This is a genomic window from Stutzerimonas stutzeri SDM-LAC, from assembly GCF_000235745.1.
In the GTDB taxonomy this organism is placed as follows: Bacteria; Pseudomonadota; Gammaproteobacteria; order Pseudomonadales; family Pseudomonadaceae; genus Stutzerimonas; species Stutzerimonas stutzeri_H.
Genome location: NZ_AGSX01000116.1, coordinates 24,187 through 42,211, shown reverse-complemented (window position 1 = coordinate 42,211; position 18,025 = coordinate 24,187). Strand labels below are relative to the sequence as shown.

At 62.2% G+C, this 18,025-nt stretch carries 17 protein-coding genes and 1 pseudogene; 11 read left to right on the top strand and 7 right to left on the bottom strand.

What is annotated here, in order from left to right:
* Positions 1 to 10: 10 nt before the first annotated feature.
* The 4 genes from PSTU_RS0111970 to PSTU_RS0111955 form a co-directional block, all read right to left on the bottom strand.
* Positions 11 to 781: a uroporphyrinogen-III synthase gene (locus PSTU_RS0111970; protein ID WP_019341267.1), complete on the bottom strand. Its 771-nt coding sequence runs from the start codon at positions 779 to 781 to the stop codon at positions 11 to 13.
* Positions 778 to 1,716 (bottom strand): hydroxymethylbilane synthase, encoded by a 939-nt coding sequence (hemC, locus tag PSTU_RS0111965; RefSeq protein ID WP_019341266.1) that lies wholly within the window; start codon positions 1,714 to 1,716, stop codon positions 778 to 780. The genes PSTU_RS0111970 and hemC overlap by 4 nt, the downstream gene beginning before the upstream one ends.
* Positions 1,717 to 1,846: 130 nt before the next feature.
* Complete coding sequence (locus tag PSTU_RS0111960; protein ID WP_019341265.1) at positions 1,847 to 2,593, bottom strand: LytR/AlgR family response regulator transcription factor; 747 nt, start codon at positions 2,591 to 2,593, stop codon at positions 1,847 to 1,849.
* Entirely contained in the window at positions 2,590 to 3,672 is a 1,083-nt protein-coding gene (locus PSTU_RS0111955) for a sensor histidine kinase (RefSeq protein ID WP_019341264.1), read from the bottom strand. Before PSTU_RS0111955 ends, PSTU_RS0111960 begins: the two co-directional genes overlap by 4 nt.
* A gap of 267 nt (positions 3,673 to 3,939) precedes the next feature.
* Here PSTU_RS0111955 and PSTU_RS0111950 point away from each other — a divergent pair, with 267 nt between their 5' ends.
* From PSTU_RS0111950 to PSTU_RS0111935, 4 genes are all read left to right on the top strand, one after another.
* A complete protein-coding gene (locus PSTU_RS0111950; RefSeq protein ID WP_019341263.1) occupies positions 3,940 to 5,871 on the top strand; it encodes a methyl-accepting chemotaxis protein in 1,932 nt (643 codons plus the stop codon).
* Between the two features lie 98 nt (positions 5,872 to 5,969).
* A complete protein-coding gene (gene argH / locus PSTU_RS0111945) occupies positions 5,970 to 7,364 on the top strand; it encodes an argininosuccinate lyase (RefSeq protein WP_019341262.1) in 1,395 nt (464 codons plus the stop codon).
* Between the two features lie 53 nt (positions 7,365 to 7,417).
* A complete protein-coding gene (locus PSTU_RS0111940) occupies positions 7,418 to 8,560 on the top strand; it encodes an NnrS family protein (protein WP_019341261.1) in 1,143 nt (380 codons plus the stop codon).
* A gap of 80 nt (positions 8,561 to 8,640) precedes the next feature.
* A complete protein-coding gene (locus PSTU_RS0111935) occupies positions 8,641 to 9,168 on the top strand; it encodes a hypothetical protein (RefSeq protein ID WP_019341260.1) in 528 nt (175 codons plus the stop codon).
* Here the strand turns inward: PSTU_RS0111935 and PSTU_RS0111930 are convergent, their stop codons facing one another.
* A complete protein-coding gene (locus tag PSTU_RS0111930; protein WP_019341259.1) occupies positions 9,169 to 10,134 on the bottom strand; it encodes a magnesium transporter CorA family protein in 966 nt (321 codons plus the stop codon).
* Between the two features lie 155 nt (positions 10,135 to 10,289).
* Between PSTU_RS0111930 and PSTU_RS0111925 the strand changes: the two are divergent.
* The 3 genes and pseudogenes from PSTU_RS0111925 to PSTU_RS0111915 all read left to right on the top strand — a co-directional run.
* A pseudogene (locus PSTU_RS0111925) lies at positions 10,290 to 10,547 on the top strand (hypothetical protein); the annotation flags it as partial.
* A 72-nt stretch (positions 10,548 to 10,619) separates the two neighbouring features.
* Entirely contained in the window at positions 10,620 to 10,865 is a 246-nt protein-coding gene (locus PSTU_RS0111920; RefSeq protein WP_019341257.1) for a TIGR02647 family protein, read from the top strand.
* A gap of 171 nt (positions 10,866 to 11,036) precedes the next feature.
* A complete protein-coding gene (locus PSTU_RS0111915) occupies positions 11,037 to 13,868 on the top strand; it encodes a class I adenylate cyclase (RefSeq protein WP_019341256.1) in 2,832 nt (943 codons plus the stop codon).
* 35 nt (positions 13,869 to 13,903) lie between these two features.
* Here the strand turns inward: PSTU_RS0111915 and rnk are convergent, their stop codons facing one another.
* Positions 13,904 to 14,311 carry a nucleoside diphosphate kinase regulator gene (gene rnk, locus PSTU_RS0111910; protein WP_019341255.1) on the bottom strand — a complete coding sequence of 136 codons (408 nt, stop codon included), beginning with the start codon at positions 14,309 to 14,311 and terminating at the stop codon, positions 13,904 to 13,906.
* Positions 14,312 to 14,461: 150 nt separating this feature from the next.
* On the bottom strand, positions 14,462 to 14,794 hold the full coding sequence (gene cyaY, locus PSTU_RS0111905; protein WP_019341254.1) for an iron donor protein CyaY: 333 nt from the start codon (positions 14,792 to 14,794) through the stop codon (positions 14,462 to 14,464).
* A gap of 199 nt (positions 14,795 to 14,993) precedes the next feature.
* Here cyaY and lptM point away from each other — a divergent pair, with 199 nt between their 5' ends.
* From lptM to PSTU_RS0111885, 4 genes are read left to right on the top strand one after another with little or no spacing between them, the layout of a single operon-like run.
* The gene (gene lptM, locus PSTU_RS0111900) at positions 14,994 to 15,134 is read left to right on the top strand and encodes an LPS translocon maturation chaperone LptM (RefSeq protein WP_019341253.1); all 141 of its coding nucleotides are present in this window, start codon (positions 14,994 to 14,996) and stop codon (positions 15,132 to 15,134) included.
* Between the two features lie 10 nt (positions 15,135 to 15,144).
* Positions 15,145 to 16,392, top strand: a complete 1,248-nt coding sequence (lysA, locus tag PSTU_RS0111895; protein WP_019341252.1) for a diaminopimelate decarboxylase — start codon at positions 15,145 to 15,147, stop codon at positions 16,390 to 16,392.
* Positions 16,393 to 16,402: 10 nt separating this feature from the next.
* Entirely contained in the window at positions 16,403 to 17,233 is an 831-nt protein-coding gene (dapF, locus tag PSTU_RS0111890) for a diaminopimelate epimerase (protein ID WP_019341251.1), read from the top strand.
* Positions 17,230 to 17,925 (top strand): DUF484 family protein, encoded by a 696-nt coding sequence (locus tag PSTU_RS0111885; protein WP_019341250.1) that lies wholly within the window; start codon positions 17,230 to 17,232, stop codon positions 17,923 to 17,925. Before dapF ends, PSTU_RS0111885 begins: the two co-directional genes overlap by 4 nt.
* Positions 17,926 to 18,025: the final 100 nt, after the last annotated feature.

The window sequence follows — 18,025 nt, the reverse complement described above, 5'->3', positions numbered from 1 at the left end:
ATCCTTTGCATCAGGAAGCGGGCCCGGGATTCTCCCGTAGCGCCGCCAGCAAAGCCGCGGTTCCAGCACCACGGCAGTCCACTATTCTATTGGCGCCCAACGCCTTGGCCATCTCGGCCACACGAGGGCTGGGTACGAACAAGGGTAGCTCAAGCAGGCCGCCCCAATCGGCGCCTGCCAGCTCGCGTAATGACTGCAAACCCTGTCCACTGCTGACCACCACCGCGTTCAGCCGTTCCGAGCGAAGGGTCTTGAGCAGCGTGCCTGGCGGGTAATCCGGCAGATGACGCCGATACAACTCGAGGCTGTCGACCTGCACGCCGCGGGCACGTAGCGTGTCGGCGATAAGCTCGCGTCCGCCTTCGCCTCGAAGAATCAAGACCCTTGGATGGGGCGCGCTTATGGCCTGAGCCAATCCTGGCAAGGCGAGCAGCGCTTCGCTGTCGTCACCAGCAACCGGCCAGCGGGCGTCCAGACCGTAATCGGCGAGTATCGCGCCAGTCGCACCACCGACACTGAACCATGCTTGCCCAGCCGGCGCCTGCGGCCAGTAGCGGCGGAGCAGCGCCAAACCCAACCTGGCAGCCGGCTTACTGACCACCACCACCGCAGCGTAGCGGTCCAGTTCCAGTATGGTCGTGCGCTGCTGAGGTGTTTCTGCAAGGGCTTCGATGGTCAGCAGTGGCAGGCTAGCGCTGTGGATGCCCTGCACTGCCAGCGTGGCGGCGAGCGCCGCACACTCCTCAGCTGGACGCGTCAGCAACAGACGCCATCCGTTCACGCCTTGCCGGTCTCGCCGTAGATATCCTGGAGGATCTTCCCAGCGCCTTGCTGCAGCAATTCTTCAGCGATGCGCACGCCAAGCGCTTCGGCGTCGGCATTGGGCGCACGCCCTTCAGCGCGCAGAAGCAGGGCACCATCGGGCTGTCCTACCAGCCCACGCAACCACAGCTGATCGCCTTCGAGCACGGCGTAACAGGCGATGGGCACTTGGCAACCACCGTTCAGATGGCGATTCAGTGCCCGCTCGGCACTGACGCGAATCGCGGTATCGGAATCGTTCATGCATTGCAGCAGGTCATGCAGTTCGGTATCGCCGGTCCTGCACTCAATCCCGACCGCGCCCTGCCCGCCCGCTGGCAAGCTGTCTTCGACGCTGATGCTGGCGCGGATACGGTCGCCAAAACCAAGACGGATCAAGCCGGCCGCTGCGAGGATAATCGCGTCGTACTCGCCGGCATCGAGCTTGGCCAGGCGAGTGTTCACGTTGCCGCGCAGGAACTGGATCTTGAGATCGGGGCGACGCGCCAGCAGCTGCGCCTGACGCCGCAGGCTGGACGTGCCGACGACCGCGCCAGCGGGCAACGCATCGAGATGCTCGTAGTGATTGGAGACGAACGCATCGCGCGGGTCTTCCCGTTCACAGATGCAATACAGGCCGAGCCCCTCGGGAAACTCCATGGGTACGTCCTTCATGGAGTGCACGGCGATGTCCGCTTCGTTCTCCATCAGGGCTGTTTCCAGCTCTTTGACGAAAAGGCCTTTGCCGCCGATCTTCGCCAGCGGAGCATCGAGCAGCTTGTCACCCCGACTGACCATCGGCACCAGGCTCACCGTTACATGCGGATGGGCGGCTTCCAGGCGCGCCTTGACGTATTCGGCCTGCCACAGGGCCAGGGCACTCTTGCGGGTAGCGATGCGAATTTCGCGGGACATGAGCAATTCCAAACAGATGAACTGCCGGCGATGATAACAGGCAAGGAGCGGCGATCGGGTTGGCAGGGATCAAGGAAAGCCGTCCGGCGAACGGTTGAGCGGGGCGCCTGTCCTTAGCGCCAGCTCCGTATCAGAGGTTCTGCATCAGTTTGCGAACACCGGCGACATGGCGGCGGCTTACGGTCAGCGGCTCGCCTTCAAGCCCCTTGAGGAACAGCTGAAAATGCCCCAGCGGCGTGCGTTGCAAGCGCTCGATACGGTCGCGATAGACCAGCGCATTGCGGTGAATTCGAACGAACCGCTCGCCGAACTCATCTTCGAGGGCCTTCAAGGGCTCATCCAGCAGTACCTCACCACCCTCGTGGCGCAGGGTGACGTACTTATGGTCGGCGATGAAGTAGATCACCTGAGGCAATGGGATCAGTTCGATGCCCTTGCGGGTCCGCGCGCTGATATGACTGCGCGGGCCGGTACCGCTCACCGCGGCCGGACGGGTCAGTGCCGCGAGCTGAACCCGATTGGGCCGCTCGGCTTTCTTCAACGCTTCGGCGAGGTGTTCGGGCCGTACCGGCTTGACCAGATAACCGACCGCGCTCACCTGGAAGGCATCCAGCGCAAACTCGTCGTGGGCGGTGCAGAAGATCACCGCCGGAGGCGCGTCGCGCTCGCACAGCTTGGCTGCAACCTGGAGGCCGTCAAGCCCCGGCATACGGATATCCAGCAACACAACATCGGGTCGCAGGTCCTCGATCAAGGACAGCGCCTCTTCGCCATTGGAGGCGGAAGGTTCCAGGACACGATAGCCGTCAAGGTCACCTACCAGTCGGCCGAGGCGCTCGCGGGCTAGAGGTTCGTCATCGACAATCAGCACATTCATACAGTTCTGGCTTCCTGCTTTTGTGTCGCACACGGATAGCGTAGACAGGTGTAGTAACGGGCATTACGCCGCTCCACGCTGAGACTCGCCGCGGGGCCGAAAAGTGCCGTTAGTCGTGCGTCTATATTGTGCAGCGCTTGCTGAGTCCCTCTAGATGGCAGCTTTGCAGCCGTTTCGTCAAAAGGATTGCTGACCTGCAAATGGAACACGCCATCAGCATAGTACGCCGCCACGCTGACCACCCCGCCTTCGATTCTTGGCTGGATTCCATGAATCAGCGCGTTCTCCAGAAGCGGCTGCAAGGTCAGCTGGGGAATCGGCAAATCGTCCGGCACGGCATCGACCTGCCATTCGACTTTCAGCCGCTCGCCGAGGCGATACTGCTCGATGGAAAGGTAGCGGCGTGACAATTCCAGCTCTTCGCGCCAGGGCACCAGCGTGCCGGGGCGCGCCAGGCTGGCGCGGAACAGATCAGACAGATCGAGCACCGCTTGCTCGGCCTTGGCCGGATCGGTGGCCACCAGACTGGCGATGCTGTTCAGGCTGTTGAACAGAAAGTGCGGTCGGATACGCGCCTGCAACGACTCGATGCGCGCGCGCAGCTCGGCCTGCTCCTGCCGCCGCCACTGGCTCTGCAGGTAGAAGTAGCGCAGCAACAGACCCGACATGATCAGACTGATCAGTGCATGACGCAGATACAGATTGACCTCGCCGACACGTGTCAGCGGACCGCCAAGCTGGTAGATATCGGCGACCGCGGTGCACGCCAGCGTCAACCCGACCACCATCGCACAGCAGGCAAGCCCTGCCAGCCAGGCGGGCAACCGCGCCAGCAGCGGCCGCAGCTGGCAGGTAAGACCGGCCGACAGCAGCATCACCCACTGCACGAACAGCGACGCCAGCGCCAGACGCATCCAGTTGAACCCAGGCTGCATCGGCTCGGCGAGCACCAGTACCAGCACCAGCAGCTCTGCGAGCAGCACCAGGCCAAGCAGGGCATCGGGCTGGCATAGCTCAGGCACGAAAAAGTCATCGACAGGAGCTGAGGGCCGCGTTCGATCAGGTGTTTTTGTTCGCATGAATCGAGTTTCCGCGCCGAGAGGGTGCAAAGCAAGGTGAGCCCGGCAAGGCGGGCATCTACCGTCGCGCAGCGAAGGCAAGTCTATCGGCCCGGCGCGATCCGAAGCTGACGAACGGTCGCCAGTTTAGGTTTCGACAATCAAGCATATGGCCGTTTTGGCCGATAAAAGAGGTATATAGGCGACTCGCAATAGCACATGATGGCTTAATGCCTGCATTACATCTCTCGCCGCCGATCGCTACCGCTGCCTCAGGAGTATTGACCCATGCTGCTATTTTCCTCTCTGCGTAGTCGCTTGCTACGCCCGGTATTCCTGACGCTATGCGCCGCCGTTCTGGTGCAAATGCTGGTTGCTCTCGCATTGACCCGCGGCACGATCGACGGACTCGAGCAGGAGATCGAGCAAAGTCTGGGCGCAGATTCGGCACGGCTGCTGCAAGCACTGCGCACCGCAGACACCGAGGTCAGTCGCGGGCTTTCCAGCCTGGCCGAACGCATGACCGGTGATCTATCCCAAGGGCTAACGCAGCAATTGACCGAAGAGCAGAAACAGCTGAAAGACGTGCTCGAGCGTCACCTCAAACAATCCGGAGACGACCTCGCCACGCTGCTCGCCGGCGTTGCGCCAGCGGCGATCTGGGACAACGACGTACCGGCGCTGACCGAGTTCGTCAGAATGGCTCACCGCAACCCGGCAGTCGTGTTCGTCGTCTATTTCGATGCCGATGGCAACCAGCTAACCCGCCATTTGAACCGCCAGGACCCGCGCGTCAAGGCGCTGCTGGACAAGGGCACCGGACGCACCTCATTCGACAAGGTGCTGTCAGCAGCCGAGAACGATCCCATGCTGTATCTCGCCAAGACCTCGATCAACCCCAAGGGCGCGGACATCGGCCAGGTTGTCCTTGGTTTCTCCACTTCCGCGGTAAGCACCGAACTGGCCGCCTTCGACAGCCGCTTCCAGAAGCTGGTCACCAGCGGCGCCAAGCTGGTAGAGGCCGGCCTCGCAACCACTGCCAGCGACAGCGCGAAAATCATGGCGTCAGGCCTGGCCGCTGCTACGGAGGTGGCCCAAAGCATCGAGTCCAATAGCCAGAAGGCAGTGGAGCGCTCGGCTTCGGCGCTGCTTTGGAAAATCAGCGCCGGCCTCGCCATCACCGGAATACTGCTGCTATTCGCCGTTACCTTAGTGCTTGGGCGCCAGGTACTGCGCCGACTGAGCCTGCTCAACGGCGCGCTGCGCGGTCTCTCGGCCGGCCACGGCGACCTCGCCCAGCGCGTCAAGATTCACAGCGCAGACGAGGTGGGAGAGATGGCGGACGCGGTCAATCTGTTCCTGGCCAAGCTCCAGCCGATCGTCCAGGAGGCACGCGCCATCGCCGTACAGACAGGGGCGGAAATCGACACCCTGGGCAACCGCAGTCGCGCTGCCGCAGCCGCTGCCGAACGGCAACGCGACGAAGTCGCCGGTAGCTTGCAGGCGTTGGCCGACATGACCCAGCGCGCGCAGGATGAAAGTCGGGCCATGCAGACCGCTCTCGATCAGGTCGCCTCGATTCGCAAGGCCGCGGTGGATAACGAGGCGATTTCCGAACAGGTCGGCCGGACGATCGAGGCACTTGGCAGTGGCGTACAGACAAGCGCCTCGGTCATCGAGAAACTGGCCACGCAAAGCGAACAGATCGAAGTGGTCCTGACCGTGATCCGGGGTATCGCCGAGCAAACGAATCTGCTGGCACTGAATGCAGCCATCGAAGCCGCCCGCGCCGGCGAAAGTGGTCGTGGATTCGCCGTGGTGGCCGATGAAGTGCGAGCACTCGCCAGCAAGACCCAGCAATCTACCGGCGATATCCAGATGCATATCGAAAGCCTGCAACGGGGTGCGCGCGACGCCGTCTCGGCAATCAACGCGGCCGGCAAACAAGCCGACAGCGGCCTGGCCTCCCTCGGCAGCAGTCGCGATCTGCAGCGCGCCCTGCAGACTGCAGTCGAGCAAGTGCATCAGGTCGTCCGCGAGGCCACCAAAGGCGCGGAACAACAAGCCGGCACGGCAACGGCGGTACGCGAGCGGGTCGAAGTCATCCTCACCGAAGCTGAACGCTCCGCCGAAGCGGTGACCGCAACCGCGGCCAGCGGCAAGGAGCTGGGCGTGCTCGCGCAGCGGCTCGAAGCCAGCCTCGGGCAGTTCAAGGCCTGATAAAGCCGCTCGCCGGGTCGCACCAGCGCGGAAGCCGCGCGTAACCCTGCTATTATTCGGGGCCTCCAATTTGCCATCCGATTTCTGCGAGCGCATTCATGAGCACCGACAAGACCAACCAGTCCTGGGGCGGCCGCTTCAGCGAGCCCGTCGACGCCTTCGTCGCCCGATTCACCGCCTCCGTCGAGTTCGACAAGCGCCTCTATCGTCACGACATCATGGGCTCCATCGCCCACGCCACCATGCTGGAAAAGGCCGGCGTGCTGACTGCAGATGAGCGTGATCAGATCATCACCAACCTGAAGGACATCCAGAGCGAAATCGAGGCCGGCACCTTCGACTGGCGCGTCGAGCTGGAAGACGTGCACATGAACATCGAGGCGCGGCTGACCGACCGCATCGGCGTCACTGGCAAAAAGCTGCACACCGGCCGCTCGCGCAACGACCAGGTCGCCACCGATATCCGCCTGTGGCTGCGTGACGAAATCGACACCATCCTCGGTGAAATTACCCGTCTGCAGCAGGGCTTGCTGGGTCTTGCGGAAGCCGAAGCCGACACCATCATGCCCGGCTTCACCCACCTGCAAACTGCCCAGCCAGTGACCTTCGGCCATCACCTGCTGGCCTGGTTCGAGATGCTCAGCCGTGACTACGAGCGCCTGGTCGACTGCCGCAAGCGCACCAACCGCATGCCGCTGGGCTCGGCCGCGCTGGCCGGCACGACTTACCCGATTCAGCGGGAAATCACTTGCGAACTGTTGGGCTTCGAAGCGATCTCTGGCAATTCCCTGGATGGCGTCTCGGATCGTGACTTCGCCATCGAGTTCTGCGCCGCCGCCTCGGTGGCGATGATGCACCTGTCGCGCTTCTCCGAAGAGCTGGTGCTCTGGACCAGCGCGCAGTTCCAGTTCATCGACCTGCCCGACCGCTTCTGCACCGGCTCCTCAATCATGCCGCAGAAGAAGAACCCGGACGTGCCGGAACTGGTGCGCGGCAAAACCGGCCGTGTATTCGGTGCCCTGAGCGGCCTGCTGGTGCTGATGAAGGGCCAGCCATTGGCGTATAACAAGGACAACCAGGAAGACAAGGAGCCGCTGTTCGACGCCGCCGACACTCTGCGCGACTCGCTGCGCGCCTTTGCCGACATGGTCCCGGCGATCAAGCCCAAGCGCGAGATCATGCGCGAAGCGGCCCTGCGCGGCTTCTCCACCGCCACTGATCTGGCCGACTACCTGGTACGCAAGGGCCTGCCCTTCCGCGACTGCCACGAGATCGTCGGCCATGCGGTGAAGTACGGCGTGCAGACCGGCAAGGACCTGGCCGAGATGTCGCTGGACGAGCTGCGCCAGTTCAGCGACCAGATCAGCGATGACGTGTTCGCCGTGCTGACCCTGGAAGGCTCGGTGAACGCCCGTGATCACATCGGCGGTACGGCACCGGCGCAGGTTCGCGCAGCGGTTCAGCGCGGCCGCGAACGCCTCGCCAGCCGCTGATGTTTCCATCCGGTAACGGGGCATCCGCGCGCCCCGTTACATCGGAGTTGCAGATGGCCCCACGTAAACCGCGCCTCCCTTTCGCCAACGCCTGGTTCTTCCCCGCGGCTGCGCTCTACGCGGCACTTATCCTGCCGTGGTCCGTGCTAACCATGCTCGGCCTTGCACCGGCTCTGCCTGGGCTGGCAACACCGGCCGGCCACGCTCACGAGATGCTGTTCGGATACGCGCTTGCAGTTGTCGCCGGCTACCTGCTTGGGCCCCAACCTCAGCGGATCACCCTGGCGCTACTTGGCTGCTGGCTGGCCGCACGCGCCGGCTTCCTTCTTGCACCGGGCGCTTGGTATGCCGTTGGCGCCGATCTGTTATTCGTCGCCGGGCTGCTGTGGAAGGTGGTACCGCGATTTCTCGGAGCAGCCAAGAAATGGCGCAACCAGACGGTGGCGCCTGTGGTAATCGGTCTTGGTGTAACCAGTCTCCTGGCCAACGCTGCCGGCGCCGGCTCCTCAATGCGGCTGCGGGAGCCGGCGCTGGTGCTTTTCGCCGCACTGATGTTCTTCATGGGCGGACGCATCATCGCCCCGGCGTTGGCCGGACATGCTCAAAGCGAAGGCCGCCGTCTCGATGCACGGGTGCAGCCGCAGCTTGAAGGTGCCGTGCTGATCCTGCTGGGCATTGCGTTTGGATTGAGCCTGCTGCCCTGGACGTTACTCGGACGAGTGGCGGGCGCCGTGCTGGTTGCAGCCGGAGTGCTCGGCGTACTTCGCCTGCTGCGCTGGCAACCCTGGCACTACCGCAGCCGAGCCGATTTGCTGGTACTGCTGGTTGGCTACAGCTGGCTTTCACTGGGCCTGGTGCTGCTTGGCGTCGCCATGAGCGGCCCTTGGCTGCCGGTCAGCGCCACGCTGCACGTATTGACCATCGGTGCACTGGGCAGCCTGACGTTTGGCGTGATGGTGCGCACGCGCCTGCTGTACCGCTTTCGCGATGCCAATGCGCAACCGTGGATTCATCCCTTCGCCTTGCTGATCAGCGCAGCGACGTTGGCGCGCGTCTTACCGCCCTTGCTGGGCATTGAAGCCGGGCTCTGGCTAGTGATCGCCGCCGCCTGTTGGTCATCCACATTCATCGCGCTGGTGGTATCGCTCTGGTGGACCCGGATGCCGCCGCGCCCGAGATCGCCATCAGCTGTCTAGAACGCCTGGAACTCTTACGGCGTAATCAGGACTTTAGTAGAGCGCCACTTTCCTATCGCTCCATCTTATGCGAGACATCCATGACCGATCTGCGAAGCTTGCTGCTGAACCAGGACACGCAGGCCGCCGAGGTCTTCGACTCGCCCAAGGAGCGGCTGCAATTTTACCGCTCGGAAATTCATTTCGAGTCCACGCTACTGGCCAGCCGCACCAGCGGCTACCTGTCTTCGCAGTCGTTTCTAATCATCGCCTTCGCGTCATCGATGGCCAACACCAACCCTGATTGGGGGAGTTTATTTCGGTTGGTCGTACCCTCTGTGCTGGCGCTCCTCGGGCTCATCACGTCGCTGCATGCGATACCGGGCATCCGGGCGAGCTACAACGTGATAGAGCGCTGGCATCACAAGCAAAGCGAATTGCTCCAGGTCGAAGGCAGGGTCGGCCTGCTACCCAATAACGACTCGGCGCTCTTTGGAGAAGGCAACACCCCGGCAGGCGGCGAGCGCTACAAACGCACCCTGATGTTTTCTCTGCGCACGCCGATCATCTTCGGCAGTGTCTGGGCGCTGCTGGGCGTGTTTTGCATCATCCTGTACTTCTTCGGGTGATCAGAGCCAGTCACGGAATTTGAACCAGGCATAGGGAATGATCGCTGACACGATCATCATCCCAAGTGCCATGGGATAGCCAAACGACCAACTCAGCTCGGGCATGCGTTCGAAGTTCATGCCGTATACCGTCCCCACCAGCGTTGGTGGCAAGAACAGCACGGCAGCAATGGAAAACACCTTGATGATGGCGTTCTGCTCGATATTGATCAGACCCAGCGTCGCGTCAAGCAGGAAGGCGATATCGCCCAACAGTCGCGCCTGATGCTCACCAAGCGAACGCACGTCGCGCTCCAACGCCTTCAGCAGGCCTTTGGCAACGCCTTGCCTGGGCTCATTGGCATGCAGACGATAAAACGCCAACAGACGGGTCGAGCTGAACAAGCTTTCGCCCAGCTGCGACAGGAGCGAGCGGTGCTGCCCAAGCTGCTGGATGATCTGTTGCAGGTCGGTGCGCTGCTCCTTTCGTTCGTCGAAGATGCACCTCGACAAGGTCTGAAGCTCAACCTGAACGCTTTCCAGCACATCGGCGATGCGATCGACCACAGCGTCCGCCAGGGCGAGAAAAATCTGATGGCTGGAGGAAAAGGTCGATGGCTGCCGAGAGCTTTTCGCGCCGAACTGCCGAAACGCACTGAGCTCGGTATAGCGAACGGTCACCAGGCAGCGCTTGGTCAGGACGAAGGTCACTTCGGCATTTTCCGGACGCCGATCCGCGATCCCCATGACCACCGTTGTGGTCATGAAGATTGCGCCGTCCTCATCGTAGAAGCGCGACGAATCCTCGATTTCGGCAAGTTCTTCGCGGGTTGGAATGTCCAGCCCCAGCGACGACTCGATAAAACGCTCTTCCTGCGAGTCAGGCGACAGAAGATCGACCCACAGCACATTCTCGGGGAGTGTCTGCAGATTTTCGGCAACGCGTCGCACCAGCGTGCCGTTTTCAAGACAGTGAAAAATGATCATTGCTGTAGTCGCGTTCTCGATAAGTCATAGTAAGAATAGAAACCAGCCCAAGCGAAGCGTTCAGCCGGCCTCTCCTACTGAAGTAAGCTTGCCGGTACTCACCTCGACACGCCATCGAGATCTTCCCTGACGAGAGTTGCGACATGAACGATGCCACGTCCGATGATGATGAAACCTTTGCCGAGGAAACCCTGATCCAGGCAATCGAAAACCAGCTTGAAGCCGGCGAGCCCGCCGCCACCCAAGCTACGCTGAACAAACTGACGCTGGTCGGCTATGAGCGCGACGAGATCCTCAAGCTGATGGCACTCGTGCTGGCGGGAGAGATCCGGCTAATGCTTGAGCAAGACCGCCCGTTCGATGTCGAAGGATACGAAACGCAGCTGCGGAATCTGCCGGACCTAGCCGAATAGTCTTAGAGCAGGTGCGCGCGCAGCATCTACACTTCGCAAACAGGGCCAAAGCCCACCATCCGAGGAGCAGACATGTCCTACACCCCAGAAGTGGTAGCCGAGCTGGAAATGCTTCGCCTGTTCAACCTCGACAACTCACTTGAAGGCCTGAAGGTTCACCACGACGCCGGCAATACGGCGATCGCCGCTGCACAGCGCCTGCATAGCAAAGGTCTGACAACGCTGCCTGACGGCGGCTACTTGACCAGCCTTGGGCGCGATGCCGCGGAGCACGCCCGAGTGTTGCTGAGCATCCTTTCGGAGACCGCTCCGGCTTGAGCCTGGGGCGCCCAAATCGGAGCCGAGTACGCCATTTGCCGGTTTGAACAGCGAACCGGCATCGGCTATCACCCGCTGCTACAGCTGCGGCTTTCGCTGCCCCGTGCTAGTTTTCGCCGTTCGCCTCGATCAACATGTCGGACAACGTCGCTTGCCTGAACCAATCACCCGATGACGCGCCACCAGGAACTCCGCCCCGTCCTTGAAGAGGGAATCGATCGCAAGGTGCTTGCCGCGCTTCGTGCCCGCTTTCTGTCGTTGAACGCCGCACGCCTGGAACGCACTCGGCTGGCCATGTCATCCCGCCAACAGAGCGTGCTCAGCCTGTTGCCGCTGCTATTTCATGTAAACCATCCGATTCTGCCCGGCTACGTTTCCAGCACCATGCCAGCCGGACTGGCGGGGTTCGAGCCTGACGCCGATACCTTGGCCGAAGCCCAGCGCTTGAGCCGTTCGTTCACCTACAAGCCACTGCGCGGTAAGCCGCCGCAACCGATTCTCGGCCTGTTCCTCATGGGCAGTCTTGGCACTGTTGCGCAGGATGATCAAAGCGACCTGGATGTCTGGGTTTGCCATGATCCGCATCTGTCTGCGCAACAACTCGGCGAACTGCAACGCAAATGCGAACTGCTGCAGACTTGGGCGGCGACTCAAGGCAGCGAGGCTCATTTCTTTCTGGTCGACCCGGTCCGCTTCACCCAGGGCGCGCGCGAAGCCAAGCTCACCTCCGATGATTGCGGTACTACTCAGCACTACCTGCTGCTCGACGAGTTCTACCGCACCGCGATCTGGCTGGGCGGGCGTACGCCCCTCTGGTGGCTGGTGCCGGATTACGAAGAGCACCGCTACCACGACTACGTGCGCACCCTGCTGGATAAGCGCTTCGTGCGCAGCGACGAGGTCCTGGACCTGGGCAGCCTCGCCAGCATCCCTCCCGGCGAATACCTCGGTGCGGGCCTCTGGCAGCTGTACAAGGCCATCGAGTCGCCCTACAAGTCACTTTTCAAGCTGCTGCTGGTCGAGGTCTACGCCAGCGAACACCCGCAGGTGCGCTGCCTGAGCCTCGATTTCAAACAGGCCGTGTACGCCAATCGCCTCGACCTGGACGAGCTCGACCCCTACATCGTCGCCTACCGCCGAATCGAACTTTACCTCGCCAAGCGAGGCGACCAGGAACGCCTCGCGTTGTTGCGTCGCTGTCTCTACCTGAAGGTCAACAAGCCCCTCAGCCAGCCGCCCAGCGGCCGTAGCAAAAGCTGGAAGCGGCGTTTGCTCGAGCGGCTGACGGCCGAGTGGCAATGGAATGATCGACAATTTGCCCAACTCGACGCACGCAGCCAATGGAAGGTGCGGCGAGTCGTCGAGGAACGCCGCGCACTGGTCAACGAACTGACCTACGGCTACCGGTTCCTCAGTGAGTTTGCGCGACGCCTGCAGATCACCAGCAGCATCAACGGGCGGGATTTCGGTGTGCTTGGCAGGCGCCTGCATGCGGCGATCGAGCGCAAGGCGGGTAAGGTTGAAGCCATCAACCTGGGCATCGCGCCTGATCTGGCAGAACACAGCCTGACGCTCATGCAGGGCTACGACGCGGCAGATGATGTGTACTGGGCGCTTTACGAGGGCAACCTAAATGCCCAACAGCTCAGCAATTTTTCCCCGCTCAAGCGCTCCCGCGAGCTGGTGCCGCTGTTGGCCTGGTGCCACCGCAACGGCATTATCGATACGGCCACGCATGTCGCCCTGCACCCTGGCGACAGCGGCCTGAGTGAAGCCGAGCTGTTCGCGCTACTGACCGATATCCGCCAGGCATTCCCAATGCCGCCCGAGGCACTTGCTGACGAAGCGCTGTTGATCGCGGCCAGTCCCGTCAAGGTCCTGCTACTGATCAACGTCGGGCTTGATCCGCTGAACCCTCTGCAGCCCCTGTCGTTCGACGAGCTCACCGAATCGCTGCGGCATGCCGTTACGCGAGACAACCTGGTGCTGAGCATCGATCAACTGACGCTCAACAGCTGGAGCGAACTGATCGCAACGCGCTATGAAGGCACATCTCCGCTGCCGGACTGCCTGCGTGACTTCCTGCAGGAACTGCCCCCTCGTGGCGAGCGACCCAACCTGCAAATACGCTGTTTCAGTCGAAACGCCGGCATGGCACTCGCACGGCGTATCAACACCATCTTCACCGATGCCCAGACCTTGCTCGACGAGCCGGATGAGACCCGCTACCTGCTACAGGTACGCCAGCACTACCATTTGCTCGATCTGGTGAGTGGCAATGTTCGGCACACCACCTTGAGCGACATGCCCGCACTGCTGGAACATCTCGGCGAGGCTCATCGCAGCGTGCGGCCCATCCGCGTGGAGCGACATGCACTTGAAGGAACCGACCTGCCGTTAATCCTTGGTCAGGCCAGGGCGCACTGCCTTCAGGTGTTCTACCGCGTTCAGGGGGACCTGGCGGAAATTACCGTCCTCGATGAGTTCAACGCGCTCTGGCGTCAGCAACAGCCCTATAGAGACGAGCAGAGCCTGCTGACGCCTTTGCTGCGGTTTTTACAATCGGTGAGCTACCGCCGCAACACCCAGCTTCCCTTCGAGAAAAGCCGGCTGGCAGCGATGGACATCCTGTACTACAGACTCATGACAGCAACCGCGGACCGGGCAGCGAGCATCGAGCGCCGCCCGCCGCCACGGGAAAACGTTGGCGATTCTTTCTATGACGTACAGGCCATTGTCGAACACAGCGAACGAGGTCGCTCACGGGTGACCCTGTACTGCAACCATCAGGAGTTTTCGAGCCTGGAATACGGCACCGAGCTGTTCGCCGCAGTTGCGCAGTTCATTCTCGCGCAACGGCACGGTGCCGAGCGCTATCCCTGCTACATAACCGATCTCGACATGTCCGGCCTGCACGGTACCGGTCGCGCCCAAACGGTTCAGCACCTGCGCTACAAAGCGCATCTTGAAGCGGCCCTCAACCAGGCGCTAAAGGCTCTCTGAGGCATTGTGCGAGAACGGGCGTCATCACGACGCCCTCAGAGATTGATATCGCCCGCCGCTTCCGGCTGATACTCGACAGCCAGCAGGGTCAGCTTGAGCACCTTACCGCCGGGGGTCGGCCAATCGATGTGCTGACCCACGGTCATGCCCAACAGCGCCGTGCCTACCGGCGCCAGAACCGAAACGGTACCTTCCTTGCCGGCATCCTGAGGAAACACCAGCGTCAGATGATAATCCTTGCCGACACCCTCATCGCGGCAGTGAACCCGGGAGTTCATCGACACCACACCGGCGGGCAACTCGCTGCGCTCGACCACCTGGGCGCGGGACAACTCCTCTTCGAGCGCCTCGGCGGCCGGACCGTAGTCAGCCAGACCGTCGAGCAAGCGCTCGAGCCGCTGGAGATCGGGTTGAGTGATGATGATTGGCGGTGCGCTGGCCATGGGTGCGGGTAAGCTCCTGGAAAAAGTAAACAGACAAAAAAACAAAACCCCGCCCGAAGGCGGGGTTATTTAACCTGCAACCGACCCTATCACAGCCCATTAAATAAGCAAGCGTGCCTGATCCTGGCTTGGGTCAGCTGGGCGCAACGTTCACAGGTCTTCAAATTCCAACGCCTCGCCACCCTGCTGCTCAGTAACCCGCGACAGGAGTTCGCCCAGGCGTTCATCGTTGGCATCGCAGATCCACAGCGCGGCGGACTCGTCATAATCGAAATGAAAACCACCGGACCGCGCCGCCACCCACAGCTGGCGCAGCGGCGGCTGACGGCTGAAGATCAGCTGTGTGCCATTCTCGAAACGCACGGTCAGTACGCCACCGGAATTCTCCAGATCGACGTCCATGCCGCTGTGATCGAACACGTCCTCGATCTCCTCCTGCGCAGCGTCGACAAGATCGTGAAAGCGGGCTTCGCTCAGGCTCATGAATCCATTTCCTCGGTACGGGTTGCTCGGCGGCAACGCGGCCACCGACGATGCGGGCGAGCTTAGCAGGCCACCGCCGCGTCTAGCGAGCGGCTGTCCGGGCTGGCGTCAGATGCGGGACCGGCGAGCTCGGCCACATAGGCAATCCCACGGGTGCTGGGTATACTCCGGCCATCGATTTTTCTAGGATTGCACCCCAATGAAGCGTCTGCTGCTTCCACTCATTGCACTCGCGGTTCTCGCTTCGGCGCTTACCGGCTGTGGCCAGAAAGGCCCGCTCTACCTACCGGACGACGAGGCAACTGCCAAAGAACGTTCCAAAGACCGATTCGAACTGTAAGGAGGCATTCATGGAGGCCTTCTCGTACCGCGACGGTCAGCTCTTCGCGGAGGGCGTGGCGTTGCCCGCTCTCGCGCAACGCTTCGGCACCCCCACTTACGTCTACTCGCGCGCCCACATCGAGGCGCAGTACCGCGCCTATGCCGATGCCCTGACGGGCATGCCGCACCTGGTCTGTTTTGCGGTCAAGGCGAACTCGAACCTAGGCGTACTGAACGTATTGGCGCGGCTTGGTGCTGGCTTCGACATCGTTTCGCGCGGTGAGCTGGAGCGCGTCCTAGCGGCCGGTGGCCAACCAGAGCGCATCGTATTCTCCGGCGTCGGCAAGACCCGTGACGACATGCGCCGCGCGCTGGAAGTCGGCGTGCACTGCTTCAACGTCGAATCCACCGAGGAGCTCGAGCGCCTGCAACAGGTGGCCGCCGAGCTGGGCGCGGTGGCACCGGTTTCGCTACGGGTCAATCCGGACGTCGATGCCGGGACCCATCCGTACATATCCACCGGTCTCAAGGAAAACAAGTTCGGCATCGCGATTGCCGATGCCGAAGATGTCTATGCCCGCGCGCATGAGCTGAGCAACCTGCAAGTCGTGGGCGTCGATTGCCACATCGGCTCCCAGCTCACCACGTTGCCGCCGTTCCTCGATGCACTCGATCGGCTGCTGGCCTTGATCGACCGCCTCGCCGTGCGTGGCATCCGAATCAAACATCTGGATCTGGGTGGCGGCCTGGGCGTGCGTTATCGCGAAGAGCAGCCACCGCTTGCCGGCGACTACATCCAGGCGGTGCGCAAGCGTATCGACGGTCGTGACCTGGCGCTGGTGTTCGAGCCAGGTCGATCGATCGTGGCCAATGCGGGACTGCTGCTGACCCGTGTGGAATACCTCAAGCACACCGAGCACAAGGATTTCGCCATCGTCGACGCGGCGATGAACGACCTCATCCGCCCGGCCCTTTATCAGGCCTGGATGGACGTCGTACCGGTGCAGCCGCGTGAAGGCGAGGCGCGCCACTACGACATCGTCGGCCCGATCTGCGAAACCGGTGACTTCCTTGCCAAGGAGCGTCCGCTGGCCCTCGCCGAGGGCGATCTGCTGGCCGTTCGTTCCGCCGGCGCCTATGGTTTCGTCATGAGTTCCAACTACAACACCCGCGGCCGTGCTGCCGAGGTGCTGGTGGATGGCGACGAAGCCTACGAAGTGCGCCGCCGCGAAAGCGTGCAGGAGCTTTACGCCGGCGAAAGCCTGCTGCCTGCCTGAGGCCACGACGATGCTTTTGCGTTTTACCAAGATGCACGGCCTGGGCAATGATTTCATGGTCATCGACCTGATCAGCCAGCACGCGCATATTCAGCCCAAGCACGCCAAGCAGTGGGGCGACCGCCACACGGGAATCGGCTTCGATCAGCTCTTGCTGGTCGAGCCGCCGCACAACCCCGACGTGGATTTCCGTTATCGCATCTTCAACTCCGATGGTTCGGAGGTGGAGCAATGCGGTAACGGTGCGCGCTGCTTTGCCCGCTTCGTACTGGACAAGCGCCTGACCGTGAAACGGCAGATCCGTGTCGAGACCAAAGGCGGCATCATCGAACTGATCGTGCGGCCCGACGGGCAGATCACTGTCGACATGGGTCCGCCTCGCCTGACTCCCGCGCAGATACCTTTCCTGGCCGATCAACAAGCCTTGAGTTATCCGCTGGAGGTCGATGGCCAGCAGCTGGACATCGCCGCCGTATCCATGGGTAACCCCCACGCCGTGCTGCGTGTGGAGGACGTCGACAACGCTCCGGTGCATGGACTTGGACCGAAGATCGAGCACCATTCGCGCTTTCCCCAGCGGGTCAACGCCGGCTTCATCCAGGTGATCGACCGTCAGCACGCCAAGCTGCGCGTCTGGGAACGCGGCGCCGGCGAAACCCAAGCCTGCGGCACCGGCGCCTGCGCAGCGGCGGTCGCTGCGATCCAGCAGGGCTGGATGGACTCCCCGGTGCAACTCGAACTTCCAGGCGGCCGTCTGTCCATTGAATGGGCAGGTGTCGGACAGGCCGTTATGATGACCGGCCCCGCCGTTCGCGTATTCGAAGGACAGGTTCGCCTATGACCGAGCAAAACCAGGACAAGCCACAGCTGCCGGACGCAGAAGCCGTCGCGGCCTATCTGCGGGCCCACCCGGAGTTCTTTGTCGATCACGACGAGCTGATTTTAGAGCTGCGTATTCCCCATCAGCCCGGCACCGCCGTGTCGCTGGTCGAGCGCCAGGTCAAACTGCTGCGCGAGCGCAACATCGAGGTGCGCCATCGCTTGTCGCACCTGATGGATGTGGCGCGCGATAACGATCGGCTGTTCGACAAGACCCGCCGACTGGTACTGGATCTGCTGGATGCCAACAGCCTGGAAGAAGTCATCGGCGCGGTGGATGAAAGCCTGCGTCATGAGTTCCAGGTGCCGTTCGTGAGCCTGATCCTGTTCAGCGAAACGCCGCTGCCGGTGGGGCGCAGCGTCACCAGCGCTGAAGCCCAGCAAGCGATCGGCGGGCTGCTTGGCAGCGGCAAGACCGTCTGCGGCGTGCTTCGTCCGCACGAACTCGCCTTTCTTTTCGGAGAAGAAGAGAGCGGCAGCATCGGTTCGGCGGCGGTGGTCGCACTGAACCAGCAGCAGGGAATTCTCGCCATCGGCAGCGAGGACCCACAGCACTACAAGAGCTCACTGGGCACCTTGTTCCTTGGCTACATCGCCGAAGTACTGACCCGCGTGCTGCCGTCGTATTCCACACCGCTGCGCTCGGTGCGCTGACACGCTGGACGCTGGACGCTGGACGCTGGACGCTGGACGCTGGACGCTGGACAGGGGCAAGGCTTTCTCCAAAAGTCTGCCAAGCCCGCTTCAAATGCTT

Coding starts and splice junctions, on each gene's coding strand:
- cyaY (WP_019341254.1), bottom strand. CDS start 14,794: ATGAGCCTGAGCGAAGCCCGCTTTCACGATCTTGTCGACGCTGCGCAG.
- PSTU_RS0111950 (WP_019341263.1), top strand. CDS start 3,940: ATGCTGCTATTTTCCTCTCTGCGTAGTCGCTTGCTACGCCCGGTATTC.
- PSTU_RS0111940 (WP_019341261.1), top strand. CDS start 7,418: ATGGCCCCACGTAAACCGCGCCTCCCTTTCGCCAACGCCTGGTTCTTC.
- lptM (WP_019341253.1), top strand. CDS start 14,994: ATGAAGCGTCTGCTGCTTCCACTCATTGCACTCGCGGTTCTCGCTTCG.
- lysA (WP_019341252.1), top strand. CDS start 15,145: ATGGAGGCCTTCTCGTACCGCGACGGTCAGCTCTTCGCGGAGGGCGTG.
- rnk (WP_019341255.1), bottom strand. CDS start 14,311: ATGGCCAGCGCACCGCCAATCATCATCACTCAACCCGATCTCCAGCGG.
- argH (WP_019341262.1), top strand. CDS start 5,970: ATGAGCACCGACAAGACCAACCAGTCCTGGGGCGGCCGCTTCAGCGAG.
- PSTU_RS0111960 (WP_019341265.1), bottom strand. CDS start 2,593: ATGAATGTGCTGATTGTCGATGACGAACCTCTAGCCCGCGAGCGCCTC.
- dapF (WP_019341251.1), top strand. CDS start 16,403: ATGCTTTTGCGTTTTACCAAGATGCACGGCCTGGGCAATGATTTCATG.
- PSTU_RS0111920 (WP_019341257.1), top strand. CDS start 10,620: ATGTCCTACACCCCAGAAGTGGTAGCCGAGCTGGAAATGCTTCGCCTG.
- hemC (WP_019341266.1), bottom strand. CDS start 1,716: ATGTCCCGCGAAATTCGCATCGCTACCCGCAAGAGTGCCCTGGCCCTG.
- PSTU_RS0111885 (WP_019341250.1), top strand. CDS start 17,230: ATGACCGAGCAAAACCAGGACAAGCCACAGCTGCCGGACGCAGAAGCC.
- PSTU_RS0111915 (WP_019341256.1), top strand. CDS start 11,037: ATGACGCGCCACCAGGAACTCCGCCCCGTCCTTGAAGAGGGAATCGAT.
- PSTU_RS0111955 (WP_019341264.1), bottom strand. CDS start 3,672: ATGCGAACAAAAACACCTGATCGAACGCGGCCCTCAGCTCCTGTCGAT.
- PSTU_RS0111930 (WP_019341259.1), bottom strand. CDS start 10,134: ATGATCATTTTTCACTGTCTTGAAAACGGCACGCTGGTGCGACGCGTT.
- PSTU_RS0111935 (WP_019341260.1), top strand. CDS start 8,641: ATGACCGATCTGCGAAGCTTGCTGCTGAACCAGGACACGCAGGCCGCC.